The organism is Actinomadura spongiicola (assembly GCF_003432485.1).
Classification (GTDB): domain Bacteria; phylum Actinomycetota; class Actinomycetes; order Streptosporangiales; family Streptosporangiaceae; genus Spirillospora; species Spirillospora spongiicola.
In genome coordinates, this window is the sequence record NZ_QVNQ01000007.1 from 371,653 (window position 1) to 391,117 (window position 19,465).

Below are 19,465 nucleotides of genomic sequence, written 5' to 3' on the forward strand. Positions count from 1 at the left end.
AGCACGACATGACCACCAAACGGTTCTTCATCGGGTTTCTGCTCGTCTCGCTCATCCTGGCGGGAATCGTCAGTTACTACGCCAGCGCCAATCCCGACGGCCTGGAGAAGGTCGCCAATGACAAGGGCTTCAACGCCGAGGAGAAGGACCACGGTCTGAAGGACTCCCCGCTCGGCGACTACGGCGTCAAGGGCGTCGACAACGCGCGACTGTCCGGCGGGTTGTCCGGCGTGATCGGCGTCGGCGTCGTCCTGCTCGTCGGCGGCGGGCTGTTCTGGTTCGTCCGGCGGCGCGGCTCCTCCGACCCGGCTTCCCGGCGTGAGGAGAACGTGGCCTCCGAGGCGTCCGGGACGGGCTGATGGGCGCGGGCCACGCCGCCGGGGCGGCGCACCGGCTGTACGTACCGGGCGCCTCACCCGTGCACCGCCTCCCACCGCAGTGCAAGCTCGTCGCCGTCCTCGCGTTCGTGCTGCTGGTCGTCGCCACGCCACGCGAACGATTCTGGGCGTTCGGCGTGTACGCGCTGCTCCTGGCGGCCGTGGCGGCGACCGCGCGGATCCCGTTCGGCACGGTCGCGCGGCGGGTCGTCATCGAGGTCCCGTTCGTGGCGTTCGCGTTCCTCATGCCGTTCGTCGCGAGCGGCGAGAAGGTCACCGTGCTGGGGCTGGAGCTGAGCGAGAACGGGCTGTGGGGCGCGTGGAACATCCTCGCCAAGGGGACGCTCGGCGTCGTCACCTCGATCCTGCTGGCGGCCACCACCGAGCCCCGGCTGCTGCTGCTCGGCATCGACCGGCTGCGGATGCCGCAGCTCCTCACGCAGATCGCCACGTTCATGCTCAGATACGGGGACGTGGTCGCGGCGGAACTCGGCCGGATGAAGGTGGCGCGGGCGTCCCGCGGCTTCGAGGGCCGCGACCTGCGCGCCACCCGCGTCCTCGCCAAATCGATCGGGGCGCTCTTCCTGCGCTCGTACGAACGGGGTGAGCGGGTGCACCTGGCGATGCTGAGCCGCGGCTACGACGGGCGCATGCCCGTCGTGCACGACGTGAGCGCGACCGCCGCGCAGTGGACGGCCGCCGCGGCCCTGCCGCTGGCCGCCGCGTTCGTGACGCTGGCCGCCTGGACGATGCCATGACCGCGGACCTGGGGGAGGCCCCCACCGTGCCGTCCCTCGACGTCCGGGGCCTGGCCTACGCCTACCCGGACGGCACGCAGGCCCTCTACGGCGTCGACCTCACGATCGACCGGGGCGAGCGGGTCGCGCTGCTCGGGCCGAACGGCGCGGGGAAGACCACGCTCGTGCTGCACCTGAACGGCATCCTGCACGGCGGCCTAGGCGAGGTCAGGGTCGGGGGTCTCGCCGTCGACCCGAAGGACAAGCGGACGCTGCGCGAGATCCGCCGGCGCGTCGGCATCGTGTTCCAGGACCCCGACGACCAGCTCTTCATGCCGACCGTCCGCGAGGACGTCGCGTTCGGGCCCGCCAACCTCGGGATCCGCGGCGCCGAACTGGACCTCCGGGTCCGGGACGCGCTGGACCGGGTCGGCATGCTGGCCGTGGCCGACCGTCCGCCGCAGCACCTCAGCTTCGGGCAGCGCCGCCGCGTCGCGGTCGCCACCGTCCTGGCGATGGAGCCGGAGATCCTGGTGCTGGACGAGCCGTCCTCCAACCTCGACCCGGCGAGCCGCCGCGAGCTGGCCGAGATCCTTTTGAGCCTGGACGTGACGGTCCTGATGGTCACGCACGACCTCCCGTACGCGGCGGAGCTCTGCCCGCGCTCGGTGATCCTCTCGGGCGGGGTCATCGCCGCGGACGCGTCGACCCGCGACGTCCTGATGGACGGCGACCTTCTCACGTCCCACCGCCTGGAACTGCCCTTCGGGTTCGACCCGGCCGCCACGGCGCGCTGAGACACCGACCCGACCGGCCCGGTCAGGTTCTGTTAACAGGCTCGGTCGCGATCGGGTGGATGTTCACGGCGAATGCTCGCGTGCGGTGAATTTTCGGTTCGGGGTTTCAGGTTGCACCCGTGTCATCGTCTTGCCAGACTCGGGGAGACCACCAGTAATGGTAACGGTTTTCATTCCGAAATGGGGCAAACGTGAAGGTTGCGTTCGTTGGCAAGGGCGGCAGCGGCAAGACCACCCTCTCGGCGCTCTTCGCCCGCCATCTGGCGGGGCGCGGGCTGCCGGTGGTGGCCATCGACGCCGACATCAACCAGCATCTCGGCGTGGCGCTCGGCCTGGACGAGGCCCGTGCCGCCAAGGTTCCGGCGCTGGGCGACCGGCTCACCGAGATCAAGGAGTACCTGCGCGGGGACAACCCCCGGATCTCCTCGGCGGCCGCGATGGTGAAGACGACCCCACCCGGTTCCGGCTCGCGGCTCCTGCGGTTCCGCGGGGACGACCCCTTCCACGAGACCGGCCACGACGTCGACGGGATCACCCTCCTCGCCACCGGCCCGTTCAACGACGACGACCTCGGTGTCGCCTGCTACCACTCCAAGACCGGCGCGGTCGAGCTCTACCTCAACCACCTCATGGACGCGCCCGGAGAGTACGTCGTGGTCGACATGACGGCCGGGGCCGACACGTTCGCGTCCGGGCTGTTCACCCGGTTCGACGTGATGTTCCTGGTCGCCGAACCCACCCGCAAGGGCGTCAGCGTCTACCGGCAGTACACCGAGTACGCCCGCAACTACGACGTCGCCATCCGCGTCGTCGGGAACAAGGTGCAGATCGACGAGGACGTGGCCTACCTGCGCGAACACGTCGGCGACGACCTGCTGACCTGGGTCGGGCAGTCCGCCGCCGTTCGCGCCTTCGAACAGGGCCGCCACGGCGTTTCCCTGGAGGACGGCAACGCCGCCGCACTCGACCGAATGCGCGCCGAAGTGGACTCCCACGTCCCGGACTGGGACAAATTCCAACGCCAGGCCGTGGAGTTCCACGTCAAGAACGCGCGGAGTTGGGCGAACAAGGCGACGGGCGAACGCCTGGAGGAACAGGTGGACCCGGAATTCCGTTTCCCGGCCGCCTACGCCGGGTGAACGGACGTCTATCGGCGGACGGAGATCAGCACTAACCTTCCGGCATGACGATGCGGCGGATGCTCATGATGGCGGGCGGCGCGGTGCTTCCGGTCGCCGTGCTCACCCTGCTTCTCAACAACCAGTGGGTCGTCGACGCCATCAGGGAAAGCGACTTCCAGTTCGACGAGGGGATCGGCCCCCTTGTGCTGTGGTCGCATTCGCTCGCCTGGCGGTTCAACCCGCAACCCGGGGTCGACTGGAGCACCGTCCTCATCGCGGACTTCACCGTGGTGCTGTTCTTCGTTCTGCTGGCGCTGTTCGTCGTGGGAGCCGGCCGGACCATCGACCAGAACCGCGGCCCGCTCGGCGCGCTCATCGTCGGATGGTGGGCCGCGATCCTCGCGGGCGGGGCCACCGGGCTCGTGTACGGCGTCCTGGCCCACTGGACGGACGACTTCCTTCCGACGACCCTGTCGCAGGCCGTCTTCACCGGCCTCGCCCGGGGCGCGGCGGCCGGCCTCGCGTTCGGCTGGCTGCCCGGCCTCGGCGCGGTGGGCGGCTTCGTCTTCGGCCGTCCCCGCGCGGCGACGACGCAGCAGCCCTACGGGGGCCAGCAGTACCCGCGGCAGCAGGCCTACGCTCCCCAGCAACACGGCATGCAGATGCAGCCCCACCCGATGCAGCAGATGCCGCCCCAGCAGCACATGCAGCAGCCGCCGATGCAGCCGCACCCGTCCGCCGTTCCGTACGTCCCGCCGCAGGGACAGCCGCAACAACAACCGTGGGGCGCCGCGCCGGCCCAACAGCCGCCCGGCGTGCCCGCGCAGCAGCCGGGCGCCCACGTCCCGCAGCAACCGGGCCCGCCGGTGCCGCAGCAGTTCGGCGCCCCGCCCACCCCGCCGCAACAGCCCGCCCCACCGCAACAACCTGAGGCGCCGCAACAGCCTCAGGCCGGGCCCAAGGCGGACACTCCGGAGCCGGACGAGGCCGCGCAGGAGCCGCCCGCGGACTCCTCGGACGGCGACGACCTGGATCTCGCCGACCGGACGGTCATCGACCGGCGGCGCGACGAGGAGTAGGCCGCCGCGCGGGCGACGTCCCGGTCCTGCGAGAATCGACCTCATGCGCGTTTTTCTTGGGACCGACCATGCCGGCTTCGAGTTGAAGGAGCACCTGGTCTCCTGGCTGAAGGAGAACGGGCACGAGGCCGTCGACTGCGGCGCGTTCGCCTACGACGCCGTAGACGACTACCCGCCGTTCGTCCTGCGCGCCGCCGAGCGCACGGCCGCCGAGCCGGGAACGCTGGGCATCGTGATCGGCGGTTCCGGGAACGGCGAGGCGATGGCGGCGAACAAGGTCAAGGGCGTCCGGGCGGCCCTGGTCTGGAACGAGGACACCGCCAGGCTCGCCCGCGAGCACAACGACGCGAACGTCATCAGCCTCGGCGCCCGCCAGCACGACCCGGAGACCGCGACCCGGTTCGTCGAACTGTTCATCGAGACGGCCTACTCGGGTGAGCAGCGCCACACCCGCCGAATCACCATGCTCAGCGACTACGAGACCACCGGCGAACTCCCACCACTCCCGCCCGAGCGCTGACCCGGCCGGATCCCGGAGCGAAGCGGCTTCTCCGCGTTCGGTCAGAACGGTGAGCCGCCGGGGAGCGCCTTCCGGGGTGGGATCGCGGAGGCATGGTGTGGCCGCCGGATCGCCTTGCTCGGCGACTAGGAGAACACGAGGACCTTCCGTCGTCGCCGCTTGAGCGATGGCCCGGCCGGGTGGTGGGGTGAAGCCGCTTTCCGTGTTTCGGTCAGGGTTGGGAGTCGTCGGGGGAGCGCTTTCGGGGCGGGATGGCGGAGGGCGTTGTGCGGCCGCCGCGTTTGCCGAGGCGGCGGCGCTCGTTCTTGGCGGCCTTCGTCCGCTTGGCGGGCTCGCTCGAACTCCGGCCCGGTGTCGGGTCGTTCGCTGTTTCCCGTTCGCCGTCCGGGAGCGGACGGGAGACGTCGCGCGCCCGCATCGCCGCGTCCACCGTGATCCGCATGCTCGGCTGTCCCATATGCCCACCACTCCTCTCAACATCCCCCGTACCCGGATATTACGGAGCTGGACCGGTACAACGGGGCGTCACTGGTGCGGATACCGACGTGCGGCGGTGAATGCTCGGTACAGTGCCGGAGACATGCTTCAACGACTGGTCCAGCTGCTTCCACCGCGACTGCGCGCCGTGCTGCGCAGGATCCCGCTGCTCGTGGTGCTGTACCGCTGGCTCCGGCGGGGGAAGCTGACCCGGGAACGGTACGTGTTCGCGGCGCTGGCGGTCCTCGCGGTGGCGGTCGGGTTGGCCACGGCCAGCGACACGCGCGGCCTGGCGCCGTCCGGGGTGCTGGTGCTGATCGTGCTCGGCGGCGGGCTGCTGCTGAAGGTGCGGACCCTGGTCGTGTTGCTCGGCGTCGTCGTGGCGATGGTGGCCTACAACGCCTGGCACGACGTTCCCGCGATCGGCGTCGGGATGGTCGCCACGCTGACGATCACCGCGGTGCTCGCGCTCACCCTCGCGCGGACGCGGCAGAAACTCGGCGTGCAGGGGCTGCGCGGCGACTCGATGCTGCTGGAGCTGCGCGAGCGGCTGCGGCGCCAGGGTGAGATGCCCGTGCTGCCGGACGGCTGGCGTACGCAGGTCGTGCTGGTGCAGGCCGGGGGGTCGTCGTTCGGCGGCGACTTCGTCGTGTCGTCCTCCGACGGCGACGTCCTGGAGGTCGCGCTGGTGGACGTGTCGGGGAAGGGCACCGACGCGGGCACCCGGGCGTTGATGCTGTCGGGTGCCTTCGGGGGGCTCCTTGGATCGGTCCAGCCTGATCGTTTCCTGCCCGCCTGCAACGCCTATCTGCAACGCCAGCGGTGGGACGAGGGGTTCGTCACCGCCGTGCACGTCGTCGTCGACCTCCGCACGGGCGAGTACACCGTGGAGTCGGCGGGCCATCCACCGGCGGTCCAGTTCGACGCGAGCAGCGGCGAGTGGCGGGTCAGTTCGGCCAAGGGCGTGGTGCTCGGCGTCGTCCCGGACCTGAAGTGCGTCCCGGAGCGTGGAACGCTGCGGTCGGGTGACGCGCTGCTCCTCTACACCGACGGTCTGGTGGAGTCCCCGGGCAGTGACCTGGACGCCGGCATCGACCGGCTGCTCGGCGAGGCGGAGCGTCTCGTCCCGCAGGGGTTCGAGAGCGGCGCGAAGGAACTGGTGGCGACGATGGCCGCGGCGCGCGACGACGACTGCGCGCTCGTCGTGATCTCCCGCGTCTGACCGCGTCGAGCGGCGCTCAGCGGCGCCTGTTCCTGTTCTTCGGCTCCTCGTACGCCAGCCCGGCGAGAACGGCGCCGATGAGGACGGTGCCCGCGGCGACGCCGGCGACGGCCAGCAGCCGGGCGCGAGTGGACGGCGCGGTCTCCACGACCCCGGTCGGGGTGAACGCCCTGGTGTCGGCCTCCACCCGGGCGGGCGCGGCGGCGGTGAGCCGGGGCGGGACGGCGGCGGGCGGCCAGGCGTCGGTCGGCGGCTGCTCGACGAGGGCCAGCAGCAGGTCCGACGCGGTCGGACGGTCCGCCGGGTCCGTCGCCAGGGCCGACCGCACCGCCGGGACGAGCGCTTTCGGCAGCCCGGACATGTCGGCCGTCTCGGCCGCCGTGCGGAGGGTCGCCGGGTCGCCGCCGATGGGCATCCGTCCCGTGCCCGCGTGCGCGATGAGGCAGCCCCAGGCGAACACGTCGGCCGCCGGGGTCGCGGGCCCGCCGACGAGGACCTCCGGGGCCATCCAGCCGGGGGTGCCGAGGACCGCGCCGGACGCCGAGCCGCCGAAGCGACCCGGGCCCGTCGAGTCCTGGCTGCGCGCGATGCCGAAGTCGATGACGCGGCAGCCGGACAGGGTGAGCATCACGTTGGCGGGTTTGAGGTCGCGGTGCACGAGACCGGCCGCGTGGATCGCGGCGAGCGCCGACGCGACCCCGACGGCGACGCCGTGCAGGTCGGCCGCCGGGAGCGGGCCGTCGTGGACGAGCCGGTCGTGCAGCGAGACGCCGCCCACGTACTCGGTGACGAGGTAGGGGCGACCGTTCTCCTCACCGTGCGCGAGGACCCGCGCCGTGCAGAAGGAGGCGACGCGACCGGCGAGGTACGCCTCGTCCCGAAAGCGTTTCCGGTACGTCGGGTCGCCGGCGAGGTGCGGGTGGATGGTCTTCACCGCGACCCGCCCGCCGGACACCGGGTCGGCGCCGAGGTAGACCGTGCCCATGCCGCCCGAGCCGAGCCGGCCGAGCAGCATATGCCCGCCGACCTCACGCGGGTCGGCGGGTTCGAGCGGTCTGATGTCTGCGTCCATACGATCTTCCCGGGTCTCTCTCCCCGCTTCGTGTCCGTCCATCCCCGTTCGGCGGCGGAATATCTCGCGTCACACCAGGAAGTGCGGAAACGCGTTCGTCACGTCGATGTGGTCTTCCGTGCACCTGGCGATGGCAGAGTGGGCGGCGGTTCGGCGGCAGAGCCCGCGTCCCGGCGTCATTCCTCCTCGGTGCACGGGTGGCGGCCGCGCCGACGGTGATGCCGCGTGGACGGCTCCCCTGGGGGTGGGAGGCGCCGTCCACGCGGGTATCCGTCCGGTATGTGGTGATGTTTCGCAGAGCAATGGTCCGGTAACAACCTGTTCTGCGTTCACCCCCCAGGCGCTGGGACGTCGCGCGGGGCCCCGGAGCCGCGTGGGAGCCGGAAAGGGGGAGGGGCGCCGGGGTGCGGATGTTCGGGGGAAGGCCGTCGCCGTCGGGCTGGTCGCTGCGGGCCCGGGTGAGCGCGGCCGTGGCCCTCGTCGTCTTCGTCCTGCTGGCGCTCGGCGCCGCCCTCTTCTACCTGGTCCTCCGCGGCGTCGTGTTCGAGGACCTGCGTGACCGCGCCGACTTCGTGATCAACGACCTGACCGTGTACGTGCGCGTCGCCGACCCGCACGACACGTTGCCCGTCCGGGACGCCGACTTCACGCTCCTCCAGGTGGTGAACGTTGAGGGCCGTGTGGTCGCCTCCAGCGAGTCGCTGCGCGGTCGTGCGGCGCTCGACGTGCCGCTGCCGGGCGAACCGGGACGGCCCGTCCACCGCACCGTCACCATCCCGGGCGAGGGCAGGGTCTATCTCGTCTCCGAAAGCGTCCTGACCCGGCACGGCGTGGAGATCGTGCACGCCGGCGCCCCCATCATCGTGTTCAGCCGGTACCGGGGCCTGTTCATCGGCCTGCTCGTGGGCTCGGTGCTGCTCGGCACCGCCGTGGTCGCCTGGGTGGTGGCGGTGGCGGTGCGGCGGGCGCTGCGCCCGGTCCGGGCGATGTCCGGCGAGCTCGCCGAGATCACCGGCCGGGGCGCGGGCCGCCGGGTGACCGTCCCCGGCCCGCACGACGAGCTGGCCGAGCTGGCCGAGTCGGTGAACGTGACGCTGAGCCGGCTGGAGGCCGTCCTGTCCCGGCAGCGCGGCTTCGTCGCGGACGTGTCGCACGAGCTGCGCAGCCCGCTCACCGGCCTGCGCGCCCAGTTGGAGGTCGCGCTGGAGCATCCCGAGGACGAGGACTGGCCCGCCGTCGCCAGGGCCGCGCTCGCCGACGCCGACCGGTTGCAGGGCATCGTCAGCGACCTGCTGATCCTCGCCAAGCTCGGCGCGGGCGTGCACGTCGCGCGGGAGCGGGTCGACCTCGGCGAGCTGGTCCGCTCGGAGACGGCGCGGCGTCCCCGGCGGGTTCCGATCGAGGTCCACACGGAGGAGGGGATCATGGTGGGGGTCACCGCGCACCACATCGTCAGGCTGCTGACGAACCTGCTCGACAACGCCGAGCGGCACGCCGCGTCGCGGGTGTGGGTGACCGTGGCCGCGGACGGCCCGGACGCCGTCCTGGAGGTCGTGGACGACGGCGCCGGAATCGCGCCCGAGGACCGCGAGCGCGTCTTCTGGCGGTTCCAGCGGCTCGCCGAGGGCCGGGAACGCGACCGCGGCGGCACCGGGCTCGGCCTGACGATCTCCCGGGACATCGCCCGCGCGCACGGCGGGACGCTCGTCGCCGCGGACAGCGACAAGGGCGCGCGGCTCGTCCTGCGCCTCCCGCTCGACCGGCGTTAGACGCCGCGTGTTCAGGCCCGCGTGTTCAGGCCCGCGTGTTCAGGCCCGCGTGTTCAGGCGATGGGCGGGCGCCGGGTGCCGTGCCGGGTGGCCTGCTCGAACGCGTGCCCGATCCGCAGGACGGACAGGTCGGCGTGATGCGGTCCGACGATCTGCAACCCGACGGGTAGCCCGGCGCCGGTGAATCCGGCGGGCACCGACAGCGCGGGAGACCCGGTCGCCGAGACGAGGAAGCACGACCGCATCCATTCCAGGTAGTCGGGCATGGGCTGCCCGGCGACCTCGTCCGGGTACTCGATCTCGGCGTCGAACGGCGGCACCTGGCTGACCGGCAGGAGCAGCGCGTCGTAGCGTTCGAAGAACTTCCGGACCCGGTGGAAGAGGGCCGTGTGCAGTGTCTCGGCCCGTCCGAGGTCGGCGCCGGTGAGGACGCGTCCCGCTTCGATGTTCTCGGCGAGGGAGGTCTTGATGTCGGCGCGGCGCTCGTCCAGGAGCGGGCCGTGGGTGGTGTCCCACTGCCAGGCGCGCAGCGTCCGGAAGACCTCGTCCGCGCCGGACAGGTCGGGGCACGCCTCGTCCACCGTGCAGCCGAGATCCTCGAACGTCATCACCGCCGGTGCGAGGACGCCGGCGACCGCCGGGTCGACGGGCACCTTCCCGCCGAGGTCGGGCGACCAGGCGATCCGCAGCCCGGCGACGTCCCGGTCGAGTGGACCCGCGAACACGTGCCCGGGAGTCTCCAGGGCGATGGGGCTGCGCGGGTCGGGTCCCGCGAGGACCGACAGCAGCAGCGCCGCGTCCGCGACCTCGCGACCCATCGGCCCCTGCACCCCCATCGTCGCCCAGCCCGCCGCCACCGGCCACGACGGCACCCTGCCCGGCGACGGACGGAACCCGACGACGTTGCAGAACGACGCGGGGTTGCGCAGCGAGCCGCCCATGTCGCTGCCGTCCGCGATCGGGTGCATGCCGCACGCCAGCGCGGCCGCCGCGCCGCCGCTGCTGCCGCCCGCCGACCGCGACGGGTCGTAGGGGTTGCGGGTGACGCCGAACACCGGGTTGAACGTGTGCGACCCGGCGGCGAACTCCGGCACGTTCGTCTTGCCGATCGTGATGGCGCCGGCGGCGCGGATCCGCTCGACGACCAGGTCGTCGGTGAGCGGCACATGGTCGGCGAAGATCGGCGAACCGAAGGTGGTGCGGATCCCGGCCGTGGCATGGGTGTCCTTGTGCGCGACCGGCAGCCCGTGCAGCGGCCCGGTCTCCCGCCCGGCGGCGAGCCGGTCGTCGGCGTCGCGCGCCTGCGCCAGCGCCCGTTCCGCGACCAGCGTCACGATGGCGTTGACCCGCGGGTTCGTTCGCTCGATCTGGTCGAGATGGGCCTGGACGACCTCCCGCGCCGACAGCTCCCGCGCCCGGACCCGGCGGACGAGGTCCCGTGCGGACGCGAAATGGATCTCTTCGGACACCATGGTCTCCTTCTCTTTCGGTCGCGCTCCCAGTGTCCGCCCCCGGAACACCGCGTGACCTGCCCGGGTGGTCATGATGGTCGGGTGGAGGAACGTGCCGGTGCCCGCGAACTACTGCGCCGCGTCCTGGACCCGGACGGCTGGACGCCCTGGGATGCTCCGGCGCCGGACATGGACCCGTCCACCCCGTACGGCGCGGACCTCGCCGCCGCCCGTGAGCGCAGTGGTGGCGACGAGGCCGTCCGCACCGGCGAGGGCCGTCTGCGCGGCCGTCGCGTCGCGTTCGTCGTGTCGGAGTTCCGCTTCCTGGCCGGGTCGATCGGCGTCGCCACCGCCGACCGGATCGTCGCCGCCGTGGAACGCGCCACCGCGTCGCGCCTGCCGCTGCTCGCCGCGCCGTCCTCCGGCGGCACCCGCATGCAGGAGGGGACGGCCGCGTTCGTCCAGATGGCCCGCATCACGGCCGCCGTCGTCGCGCACCGCGCGGCCGGGCTTCCCTACCTCGTCTACCTGCGGCATCCCACCACCGGCGGGGTCTTCGCGTCGTGGGGGTCGCTCGGCCATGTGACGGCCGCCGAACCGGGCGCGCTCATCGGGTTCCTGGGGCCGCGCGTGTACGAGGGGCTGTACGGCGAACCGTTCCCGCCCGGCGTGCAGGTCGCCGAGAACCTCGCGGCCCGGGGACTCCTGGACGCCGTGATCGGCGTCGACGAACTGGCCGGGACGGCGTCCCGGGCGCTGAACGTCCTGTGCGGGCGACCACCGGCGGCCGCGCGGCCCCGCCCGTCCGCCGGTGCCGTGCCCGACACGCCGGCGTGGGAGTCGATCGGACGGTCCCGGCGCCCCGACCGTCCGGGCGTCCGCGAGCTGCTCCGCCACGGCGCGACGGACGTGACCCCGCTCTCCGGCACCGGCGAGGGCGAGGCCGACCGGGGACTGCTGCTGGCCCTGGCCCGCTTCGGCGCGGCGCCCTGCGTGCTCGTCGCGCAGGACCGGCACGGTCAGCGCACCGGATCCCCGCTCGGCCCGGCCGGGCTCCGGGTCGCGCGCCGCGGCATGCGGCTCGCCGCCGAACTGGGCCTGCCCCTGGTCACCGTCGTCGACACGCCCGGCGCCGAGTTGTCGCGGGACGCGGAGGAGGGCGGGCTCGCCGGGGAGATCGCCCGCTGTCTCGCCGACCTCGTGACGCTGCCCGCGCCGACGCTCTGCCTGCTGCTCGGCGAGGGCGCGGGCGGCGCGGCGCTCGCCCTCCTGCCCGCCGACCGCGTGCTGGTCGCCCGGCACGCCTGGCTCTCCCCGCTCCCGCCCGAGGGCGCCTCGCTGATCGTCCACCGGACTCCGGACCGGGCGGACGAGGTGGCGGCGGCGCAGCGGATCCGCTCGGCGGACCTGCTGCGCGACGGCCTGGCCGACGCTCTCGTGGACGAGCGTCCCGACGCCGCCGACGAGCCGGTCGCGTTCTGCGTCAGGGCCGCGGCCGCCGTCGAACGGGAACTGTCCGGGCTCGTCCCGGGCACTCCCGCGGACCGCCAGGCCCGCTACCGTCTTCCCGCATGACCGAATCCGCGACCCGCGCCGCCTACGACTCCGTGGCCGTCCTCTACGCCGACACCTTCCGCGACGTCATGGACGACCTGCCCTTGGACCGCGCGATGGTCGCCGCGTTCGCCGAACTCGTACGGGGGGACCTTCCGGTCGCCGACCTGGGCTGCGGCCCCGGGTACCTCACCGCTCACCTGGCGTCCCTCGGCCTCTCCGCGTTCGGTGTCGACCTGTCGCCGGGAATGCTGGCGCAGGCCCGCGAGGAACACCCGGACCTGCGGTTCGACGAGGGCACGATGACGTCCCTCGACCTCGCCGACGAGAGCCTGGGCGGCATCCTCGCCTGGTACTCGATCATCCACAAGGCCCCGGACGAGCTGCCCCCGATCCTCGCCGAGTTCCACCGCGTCCTCGCCCCGGGCGGCCACGTGCTGGTCGGCTTCCAGACCTGTGAGAAGGACACGCCCGAACCCTTCGACCACAAGGTCGCGCTCGCCTACCGCTGGCCGCCGGGCGGGCTGTCCGCCGTGTTCCGCCGCGCCGGGCTGATCGAGACGGCCCGGCTCGTCCGGCAACCCACCTCGATCCACGAACGGACCCCGGCGGGAATTCTCCTGCTCCGCAAGCCTTGACCGCCGTCAGGCCCGCTGCGGCGCCCACGCTTCCAGGCCGTCCTCGGCCCCGGACTGCCGCCCGCTGTCTTGCCGGGTGCGGGGCGCCGGTGCCGCGCTCCGGACACGCCGCCAGGGCCGTTGCCGCGGGATCCTGCGGGTGCCGCGCCGGCCCCGGCCGCGGGGAAGGAGCGAGACGAGCGCGCCGGCGGCGGCGACGCCGACGAGGGCGGCGAGGGCCCACACCATGATCTTGAGCCCCGGGCATCCCGCCGGGCCCGTCCGGTTCGGCGTGCTCGGGACGACCAGCTGCTTGTCGCCCGCCGCGGTCCTGTCCGCCATCTCGTTCGCTTTCTCGTCCCGGGGCCGACCTTTAATGGTGTAACAGCATGTCATGAAACGACACCGCTCACTGTGTGGCAACCCTTATAGCACGACATGCCTGACCGCACCGGTGAGCCCGCGAGTGGTGAGGAGGTCGTTTGGGGGCTTACGATCTGGGGAGTCGTAGGGAGGGGACGCCGTGCGAGCGCTGATCGTGCAGCATGACCATGTTTCGCCGTCCGGACCGGTGGGGGAACGGCTGGTGGCCCGGGGGTTCGAGATCACCGAGATGGTCGTCGTGCCCGAGGAGCGGCATCACACCCCGAACGTCCGGTGCGACTTCCCCGACCCGCGGGAATGGGACCTGATCGTTCCCATGGGGGCGCCCTGGTCCGTCGACGACCCGAAGGTCGCGTCGTGGGTCAAGCCCGAACTGGCGATGCTCGCGGAGGCGCATGACGCGGGGGTTCCGGTTCTCGGGATCTGCTTCGGCGGGCAGGCGCTCGCCGCCGCGCTCGGCGGCGGGGTGGAACGGGCCCCGCGCGCCGAGATGGGCTGGGTGGAGATCGAGACCGACGATCCGGAGCTCGTCGCGCCCGGACCGTGGTTCCACTTCCACTACGACCGGTGGATCCTCCCGCCGGGAGCGGTGGAGGTCGCACGAGACGAGGTCTGCTCGCAGGCGTTCGTGCTCGGCCGGTCGATGGGCGTCCAGTTCCATCCCGAGATCACGCCCGAGGAGTTTCGGCTCTGGATGGCGCAGGGCGGAGACCCCCACATGCGGGCGGAGGGCGTCGACCCCGACGAGCTGATGGTGGAGATCAAGCGGACGGAGTCCGAGTCCGCCCGGCGCACCCACGCGCTCATCGACGCGTTTCTGGACCGCGTGGCCTGGCGGACGCCTCGATGAGGGCGTCGAAGAGGGCCTGATGGGCGGGGTCGTCGGCGGCCGTGTCCTCCGGGTGCCACTGGACGGCCAGGAACCAGGCGCCGTCCCCGGTCCTCTCGGCGTCCGTCAGTTCGGCGGCCTCGATCGTGCCGTCGGCGCCATGGGCCGTCGCCGTCAAGGACGGCGCCAGGGTCTCGACTGACTGGTGGTGGTAGCAGGACGCGGTGATCTCCTGCGCGTCCAGCGTCTTGGCCAGAAGCGTCCCGGGCTTGACCGTCACGGGATGGACGACGTGCCGGTGCTCCCGCGTCATGTGCTGGTTGAGGGTGCCGCCCAGGACGGTGTTCACGACCTGCAACCCGCGGCAGACGGCCAGGGTGGGCAGGCCCGTCCGCACGGCGTGGGCCGCCACGGCCAGGTCGAAGTCGTCCTGCTCGTCGTGGACGTCGTAGAGGGCCTCGTGCTCGGTGTCCGCGCCGTAGTGGCGGGGGTGGAGGTCGCCGCCGCCGGGCAGGAGGAGACCGTCGCAGCGGTCCAGGCGGGACGGGTCGAACGGCGTCGCCGGGTGCATGACGAACGGCTCGCCGCCCGCGCGGAAGACGGCCTCGACCAGGGCCTGGGCGGCCACCTCGGCACGGTAGCGGAGGGCGGAGGCCGACTCGGAGAAGCGCGCCGGCAGCGCGATCAGGGGGCGGGTCACAGCTCGATCCAGGTGGTCTTGAGGTCGGTGTACTTGTCGAGGGCGTGCAGGGACTTGTCGCGGCCGTGGCCCGACTGCTTGACACCGCCGAAGGGGACGCTCATGTCGCCCTCCTCGTAGCAGTTCACCCAGACCGTCCCCGCGCGGAGGGCGCGGGAGACCTTGTGCGCCGTGGACAGGTCGGACGTCCAGACGGCGGCGGCGAGGCCGTACTCGGTGTCGTTGGCCAGCGCGATCGCCTCGTCGAGGTCGTCGAACTCCAGGACGGCCAGGACGGGGCCGAAGACCTCCTCGCGGGCGATCCTCATGTCCGGCTTGACCTGGTCGAAGACCGTGGGGGAGAGGAACCGGCCGGCCGCTCGACCACCCGCGCGCAGGCGGGCGCCGTCCGCCTTCGCGGCCTCGACGTGCTCCAGGACGCGGGCGTGGTGCCGCGCGGAGACCAGGGGGCCCATCTCGGTGGCCGGGTCCAGCGGGTCGCCCGTCCGGAGGGACTCGGCGCGGGCCACGACGCGGTCGACGACCCGGGACGCGATCGAGCGATGCACCAGCAGCCGGGACGGCGCCGTGCACATCTCGCCCGCGTTGAAGAAGATCCCCCACGCGGAGGTGTCGGCGGCGGCGTCCAGGTCCGGGGCGTCGGGAAGGATGATGTTGGGCGACTTTCCGCCGAGTTCCAACCAGACGCGCTTGAGGTTGGAACCCGCGGCGTACCGCAGGAAGTGACGTCCGACCTCGGTGGAGCCGGTGAAGGCCAGCACGTCCACGTCCGGGTGCTCGCCGAGGGCCCGCCCGGCGACCTCGCCGGGCCCGTTGACGACGTTGAACACCCCGGGCGGCAGCCCGGCCTCGGTGGCCAGCGCGGCCAGGTGCAGCGCGGACAGCGGGGACTCCTCGGCCGGCTTGAGCACGGCCGTGCAGCCGGACGCCAGGGCCGGGGCGATCTTCCAGGCGGCCATGGTCAGCGGGAAGTTCCACGGGACGACGGCCGCGACCACGCCCACGGGCTCGCGGGTGACCAGGGCCAGCGACGAGGCGGACGTGCGGGGCGACTCGTCCAGCTGCTTGTCGGCGGCCTCGGCGTACCAGCGGAGGCAGTTGATGACGGCGCGCAGCTCGATGCCGTTCGCCTCGGTGACCGGCTTGCCCATCTCCAGGCTGATGAGGAGGGCGAGCGTCGCACGGTCGCGCTCGACCAGGTCGGCCCAGCGCAGGAGGGCCGCCTTGCGCTCGGCGGGGGACAGGCGCGGCCAGGGGCCGGTGTCGAAGGCGCGGCGGGCGGCGGCGACGGCCGCGTCGACCTCGGCCGTTCCGGCGGACGCGATCTCGGCGACCGTCGCGCCGTCGCGGGGGGCGATGACGGGGGTCGAGCCGGTGCCGGTGAACTCGCCGTCGATGTGGTGGCCGGTGTGCGGGACGAGCCCGGCGGCACGGGCGCGCCATTCCTCGTACGAGAGGTCGGTCACGAGCCCTCCTCCAAGTGTCGTTTGATCCCGAACAGTATCGCTGACATCTTGACCGATGCCATCCCCGCTTCTAGATTATTTGGGATCAAACGATATGGAGGTGGAGCGATGGCAACCGTCGCGGGCGTCGCCGTCGAGCCCGGGCACTGGATCGGCGGAGAGCGCACCGGCTCCCACGCGACTTTTTCCAGCGTCTCGCCGATCGACGAGCGACCGATCGCCGAGATCGCGCGGGGTGGGGCTGACGAGGTGAACGCGGCCGTGGACGCCGCGCGTCGTGCCTTCCCCGCCTGGGCCGCCACGAGCCGCGAGGAGCGGGCGCGGCTGCTGCACGCCATCGCCGACGGCGTGGAGAAGCGGATCGAGGAGCTCGCCCAGGTCGAGACCGCCGACAACGGAGCGCTCATCCGCTCCCACCGGCGCGGTGTCATGCCGCGGGTCGCGCACAACTTCCGGTTCTTCGCCGACTGGCTGCTCAAGCTCGGCCACGACGACTTCGAGACCCGGGGCCACACCAACCACGTGAGCTGGGACCCGGCGGGCGTCGCCGCGCTCATCACCCCGTGGAACGCGCCGCTGATGCTCGCCACGTGGAAGATCGCCCCGGCGCTGGCGGCCGGGAACACCGTCGTGCTGAAGCCGGCCGAGTGGACGCCGCTCACCGCGTCGCTGCTGGCCGACATCACCGCCGAGGCCGGGCTGCCGGCCGGCGTGTTCAACGTCGTCCAGGGCTACGGCGCGGAGGTCGGCGGGCCGCTCACCGCGCACCCCGACGTCAAGCGGATCAGCTTCACCGGGTCGGTGCCCACCGCCCGGACCATCGCGGCCGCGGCGGCCCCCAACCTGACGCCGCTGTCGCTGGAGCTGGGCGGCAAGTCGCCGCTGCTGGTCTTCGCCGACGCCGACCTCGACCTCGCCGTCGACCTCGCCGTCGAGCAGTACGACAACGCCGGGCAGGTCTGCCTCGCGGCGACGCGGCTGCTCGTCGAGTCGTCCATCGCCGAGGAGTTCACGGCGCGTTTCGTGGAGAAGGCGTCACGGCTCACGCAGGGCGACCCGCGCGACGAGGCCACCGACATCGGGCCGCAGATCCACCGCCGCCACCTGGAGCGCGTGGACGGGTTCGTCCAGCGCGCCAAGGAGGCAGGGGCGCGTGCGCTGATCGGCGGCGGACCGAACGAGGAGCTCGGCGGCCTCTACTACCGGCCCACCCTCTTCACCGACGCCCCCGAAGGCGCCGAGATCCTCACCGAGGAGGTCTTCGGGCCGGTCCTGACGCTCCAGACCTTCGACAGCGAGGAGCAGGCCGTCGCGATGGCCAACGGCACCAGGTTCGGGCTCGCCGCCACCGTCGCGACCGGCGACCCGGAGCGCGCCCGGCGCGTCACCGAGCGGCTCGTCGCCGGAACGGTCTGGGTCAACTGCTTCTTCGTCCGCGACCTGAAGGCGCCGTTCGGCGGCTCCGGCCAGTCCGGCGTCGGACGCGAGGGCGGCGACTGGAGCTTCGACTTCTACTGCGACCTGAAGAACACGGTGACGGCGCCATGGGCGAAGTAGTCGGCGCGGGGCTCCTCGCGCACGTTCCCACGATCGTCCTGCCCGAGGTCACCCGGCGTGAGCTGAACGGCGGGCCGGACACCACGCTGGTCCCCGGCCTGCAAAAACTGCGTGCGGACGTCTTCGAGAAGGACGACTACGACACCGTCGTCGTCCTCGACTCGCACTGGGCCACGACGGTCGAGTTCGTCACGACCGCGCACGACCGCCGCGCCGGACTGTTCACGTCCGAGGAACTGCCGCGCGGCATGTGCCGGATGCCGTACGACTTCCCCGGCGACCCGGAACTGGCCCACGCCGTCGCGCGCTACGCCGACAAGCACGGGACGTGGATCACCCCGATCGACGACCCGTACCTGCCGATCTTCTACGCCACCGTCAACCTGTGGACGCATCTCGGCGTCCGCGACGACCCGTACCTCGGCGACCCGGGCAAGCGGTGGATGTCGATCGGCGTGTGCCAGACCGCCGACACCGAGGACTTCCTGCGCCTCGGCCGCGCCCTCGGCGACGCGATCGCCGCGACCGACCGGCGTGTGCTGCTGATCGCGTCGGGCGCGATGTCGCACACGTTCTGGCCGCTGCGGGAGATCCGCGACCACGAGGCGTCCGACCCCGTGCACATCTTCTCGCCCGAGGCCCGCGCCGCGGACGAGGAGCGCATCGGCTGGCTCGAGGACGGCGACCACGCCCGGATGCTCGACACCATGCCGGAGTTCCTCAAGTTCAAGCCCGAGGCCCGCTTCGGCCACTATCTGATGATGATCGGCGCCCTGGGGGAACATGCCTGCAAGGCCCCGGGACGCCTCTACAGCGAGTACGAGAACTCGGTCGGAACGGGTCAGGTGCACATCTGGTTCGACCGCCCTGAGAACGGATGGACCGCATAAATGCCTGAATACCGACGGATCCTGCTGGACGGCGCCGCCACCCAGGTCATCCGGGACGGCGACGACCTCGTCAGCGCGGACGGCCGCACGGTGCGCGCGGACGAGGCCGTCCACCTGCCGCCGTGCGAGCCGTCCAAGGTCGTCGCGGTGCACCTCAACCACCGCAGCCGCGTCGAGGAGTTCCAGACGACGCTGCCGCCCGCGCCCACGTACTTCCACAAGCCGATCTCCGCGCTGAACGCGCACGGCGGCGCGGTCGTCCGGCCCGAGCGGTGCAAGTACCTCAACTACGAGGGCGAGATCGCGATCGTCATCGGGCGGACGGCCCGCAACGTCTCCCCGAAGGAGGCCGGCGACTTCATCGCGGGCTACACGGTCGCCAACGACTACGGCCTGCACGACTTCCGCGACACCGACGCCGGGTCGATGCTGCGCGTGAAGGGCTCCGACACCCTCTGCCCGCTCGGCCCCGGCCTCGTCACCGACTGGGACTTCCACGGCAAGTACCTGCGGACGTACGTGAACGGCGAGCTGGTGCAGGACGGCAGCACCGACGAGATGGAGTGGGACATGCACTACCTCGTCGCCGACATCGCCCGCACCATCACGCTGTACCCGGGTGACGTGCTGCTGTCCGGGACGCCCGCGAACTCGCGTCCCGTCCAGCCGGGCGACGTCGTGGAGGTCGAGGCGGAGGGCCTCGGCCGGCTCCGCAACCACATCGTCGCCGGGCCCGTGCCGATCCGGGACGACTGCGGCGCGCAGCCGACCGAGTCGGAGGAGGTCATCTCCACCACGTTCGGCGGAGACTGGGAGTTCCGCGGCATCCGGGCCCCGCGCAGGTAG

At 72.4% G+C, this 19,465-nt stretch carries 20 protein-coding genes; 14 read left to right on the plus strand and 6 right to left on the minus strand.

Translation table 11 applies throughout. The annotated features are described in order from the left end of the window. The first annotated feature begins 8 nt into the window (after positions 1-8). The 6 genes from D0T12_RS35965 (at position 9) to D0T12_RS23705 (ending at position 4,631) form a co-directional block, all read left to right on the plus strand. On the plus strand, positions 9-359 hold the full coding sequence (locus D0T12_RS35965; RefSeq protein ID WP_199487647.1) for a PDGLE domain-containing protein: 351 nt from the start codon (positions 9-11) through the stop codon (positions 357-359). Continuing rightward, positions 359-1,135, plus strand: coding sequence for a cobalt ECF transporter T component CbiQ (gene cbiQ, locus D0T12_RS23685; protein ID WP_117401861.1), 777 nt, complete (start codon positions 359-361; stop codon positions 1,133-1,135). The genes D0T12_RS35965 and cbiQ overlap by 1 nt, the downstream gene beginning before the upstream one ends. Then, positions 1,132-1,911 carry an energy-coupling factor ABC transporter ATP-binding protein gene (locus D0T12_RS23690; RefSeq protein ID WP_117401862.1) on the plus strand — a complete coding sequence of 260 codons (780 nt, stop codon included), beginning with the start codon at positions 1,132-1,134 and terminating at the stop codon, positions 1,909-1,911. The genes cbiQ and D0T12_RS23690 overlap by 4 nt, the downstream gene beginning before the upstream one ends. Before the next feature lie 191 nt (positions 1,912-2,102). Continuing rightward, entirely contained in the window at positions 2,103-3,050 is a 948-nt protein-coding gene (locus D0T12_RS23695; RefSeq protein ID WP_117401863.1) for an ATP-binding protein, read from the plus strand. A gap of 44 nt (positions 3,051-3,094) precedes the next feature. After that, entirely contained in the window at positions 3,095-4,111 is a 1,017-nt protein-coding gene (locus D0T12_RS23700) for a hypothetical protein (protein ID WP_117401864.1), read from the plus strand. A 43-nt stretch (positions 4,112-4,154) separates the two neighbouring features. Further along, positions 4,155-4,631 carry a ribose-5-phosphate isomerase gene (locus D0T12_RS23705; protein ID WP_117401865.1) on the plus strand — a complete coding sequence of 159 codons (477 nt, stop codon included), beginning with the start codon at positions 4,155-4,157 and terminating at the stop codon, positions 4,629-4,631. A 211-nt stretch (positions 4,632-4,842) separates the two neighbouring features. Here D0T12_RS23705 and D0T12_RS23710 read toward each other — a convergent pair whose 3' ends face one another. Then, positions 4,843-5,088, minus strand: a complete 246-nt coding sequence (locus D0T12_RS23710; protein ID WP_147339612.1) for a hypothetical protein — start codon at positions 5,086-5,088, stop codon at positions 4,843-4,845. 123 nt (positions 5,089-5,211) lie between these two features. Here D0T12_RS23710 and D0T12_RS23715 point away from each other — a divergent pair, with 123 nt between their 5' ends. Beyond that, positions 5,212-6,330 (plus strand): PP2C family protein-serine/threonine phosphatase, encoded by a 1,119-nt coding sequence (locus D0T12_RS23715; protein ID WP_117401867.1) that lies wholly within the window; start codon positions 5,212-5,214, stop codon positions 6,328-6,330. Positions 6,331-6,346: 16 nt separating this feature from the next. On the opposite strand, the gene D0T12_RS23720 is transcribed toward D0T12_RS23715, so the two are convergent. Continuing rightward, positions 6,347-7,402, minus strand: coding sequence for a serine/threonine-protein kinase (locus D0T12_RS23720; RefSeq protein ID WP_158581612.1), 1,056 nt, complete (start codon positions 7,400-7,402; stop codon positions 6,347-6,349). A gap of 410 nt (positions 7,403-7,812) precedes the next feature. Between D0T12_RS23720 and D0T12_RS23725 the strand changes: the two genes are divergently transcribed. Then, positions 7,813-9,171: a sensor histidine kinase gene (locus D0T12_RS23725; protein WP_117401869.1), complete on the plus strand. Its 1,359-nt coding sequence runs from the start codon at positions 7,813-7,815 to the stop codon at positions 9,169-9,171. A 53-nt stretch (positions 9,172-9,224) separates the two neighbouring features. On the opposite strand, the gene D0T12_RS23730 is transcribed toward D0T12_RS23725, so the two are convergent. Then, positions 9,225-10,643, minus strand: a complete 1,419-nt coding sequence (locus D0T12_RS23730) for an amidase (RefSeq protein WP_117401870.1) — start codon at positions 10,641-10,643, stop codon at positions 9,225-9,227. Between the two features lie 81 nt (positions 10,644-10,724). Here D0T12_RS23730 and D0T12_RS23735 point away from each other — a divergent pair, with 81 nt between their 5' ends. After that, on the plus strand, positions 10,725-12,197 hold the full coding sequence (locus D0T12_RS23735) for an acetyl-CoA carboxylase carboxyltransferase subunit alpha/beta (RefSeq protein WP_233526252.1): 1,473 nt from the start codon (positions 10,725-10,727) through the stop codon (positions 12,195-12,197). After that, positions 12,194-12,814 carry a class I SAM-dependent methyltransferase gene (locus D0T12_RS23740; RefSeq protein ID WP_117401871.1) on the plus strand — a complete coding sequence of 207 codons (621 nt, stop codon included), beginning with the start codon at positions 12,194-12,196 and terminating at the stop codon, positions 12,812-12,814. The genes D0T12_RS23735 and D0T12_RS23740 overlap by 4 nt, the downstream gene beginning before the upstream one ends. Before the next feature lie 6 nt (positions 12,815-12,820). Here D0T12_RS23740 and D0T12_RS23745 read toward each other — a convergent pair whose 3' ends face one another. Further along, positions 12,821-13,135, minus strand: a complete 315-nt coding sequence (locus D0T12_RS23745; protein ID WP_117401872.1) for a hypothetical protein — start codon at positions 13,133-13,135, stop codon at positions 12,821-12,823. A 181-nt stretch (positions 13,136-13,316) separates the two neighbouring features. On the opposite strand from D0T12_RS23745, the gene D0T12_RS23750 reads away from it, so the two are divergent. Then, a complete protein-coding gene (locus D0T12_RS23750; RefSeq protein WP_117401873.1) occupies positions 13,317-14,027 on the plus strand; it encodes a type 1 glutamine amidotransferase in 711 nt (236 codons plus the stop codon). On the opposite strand, the gene D0T12_RS23755 is transcribed toward D0T12_RS23750, so the two are convergent. Continuing rightward, positions 13,981-14,706 carry a gamma-glutamyl-gamma-aminobutyrate hydrolase family protein gene (locus D0T12_RS23755; RefSeq protein ID WP_117401874.1) on the minus strand — a complete coding sequence of 242 codons (726 nt, stop codon included), beginning with the start codon at positions 14,704-14,706 and terminating at the stop codon, positions 13,981-13,983. The two genes, D0T12_RS23750 and D0T12_RS23755, sit on opposite strands and share 47 nt — an antisense overlap. After that, the gene (locus D0T12_RS23760; protein ID WP_117401875.1) at positions 14,703-16,172 is read right to left on the minus strand and encodes an aldehyde dehydrogenase family protein; all 1,470 of its coding nucleotides are present in this window, start codon (positions 16,170-16,172) and stop codon (positions 14,703-14,705) included. Before D0T12_RS23760 ends, D0T12_RS23755 begins: the two co-directional genes overlap by 4 nt. Positions 16,173-16,280: 108 nt before the next feature. On the opposite strand from D0T12_RS23760, the gene D0T12_RS23765 reads away from it, so the two are divergent. From D0T12_RS23765 to D0T12_RS23775, 3 genes are read left to right on the plus strand one after another with little or no spacing between them, the layout of a single operon-like run. Beyond that, the gene (locus D0T12_RS23765; protein WP_117401876.1) at positions 16,281-17,729 is read left to right on the plus strand and encodes an aldehyde dehydrogenase; all 1,449 of its coding nucleotides are present in this window, start codon (positions 16,281-16,283) and stop codon (positions 17,727-17,729) included. After that, a complete protein-coding gene (locus D0T12_RS23770; protein ID WP_117401877.1) occupies positions 17,717-18,619 on the plus strand; it encodes a 3,4-dihydroxyphenylacetate 2,3-dioxygenase in 903 nt (300 codons plus the stop codon). The genes D0T12_RS23765 and D0T12_RS23770 overlap by 13 nt, the downstream gene beginning before the upstream one ends. After that, entirely contained in the window at positions 18,620-19,465 is an 846-nt protein-coding gene (locus D0T12_RS23775) for a fumarylacetoacetate hydrolase family protein (protein ID WP_117401878.1), read from the plus strand. It begins immediately after the preceding gene.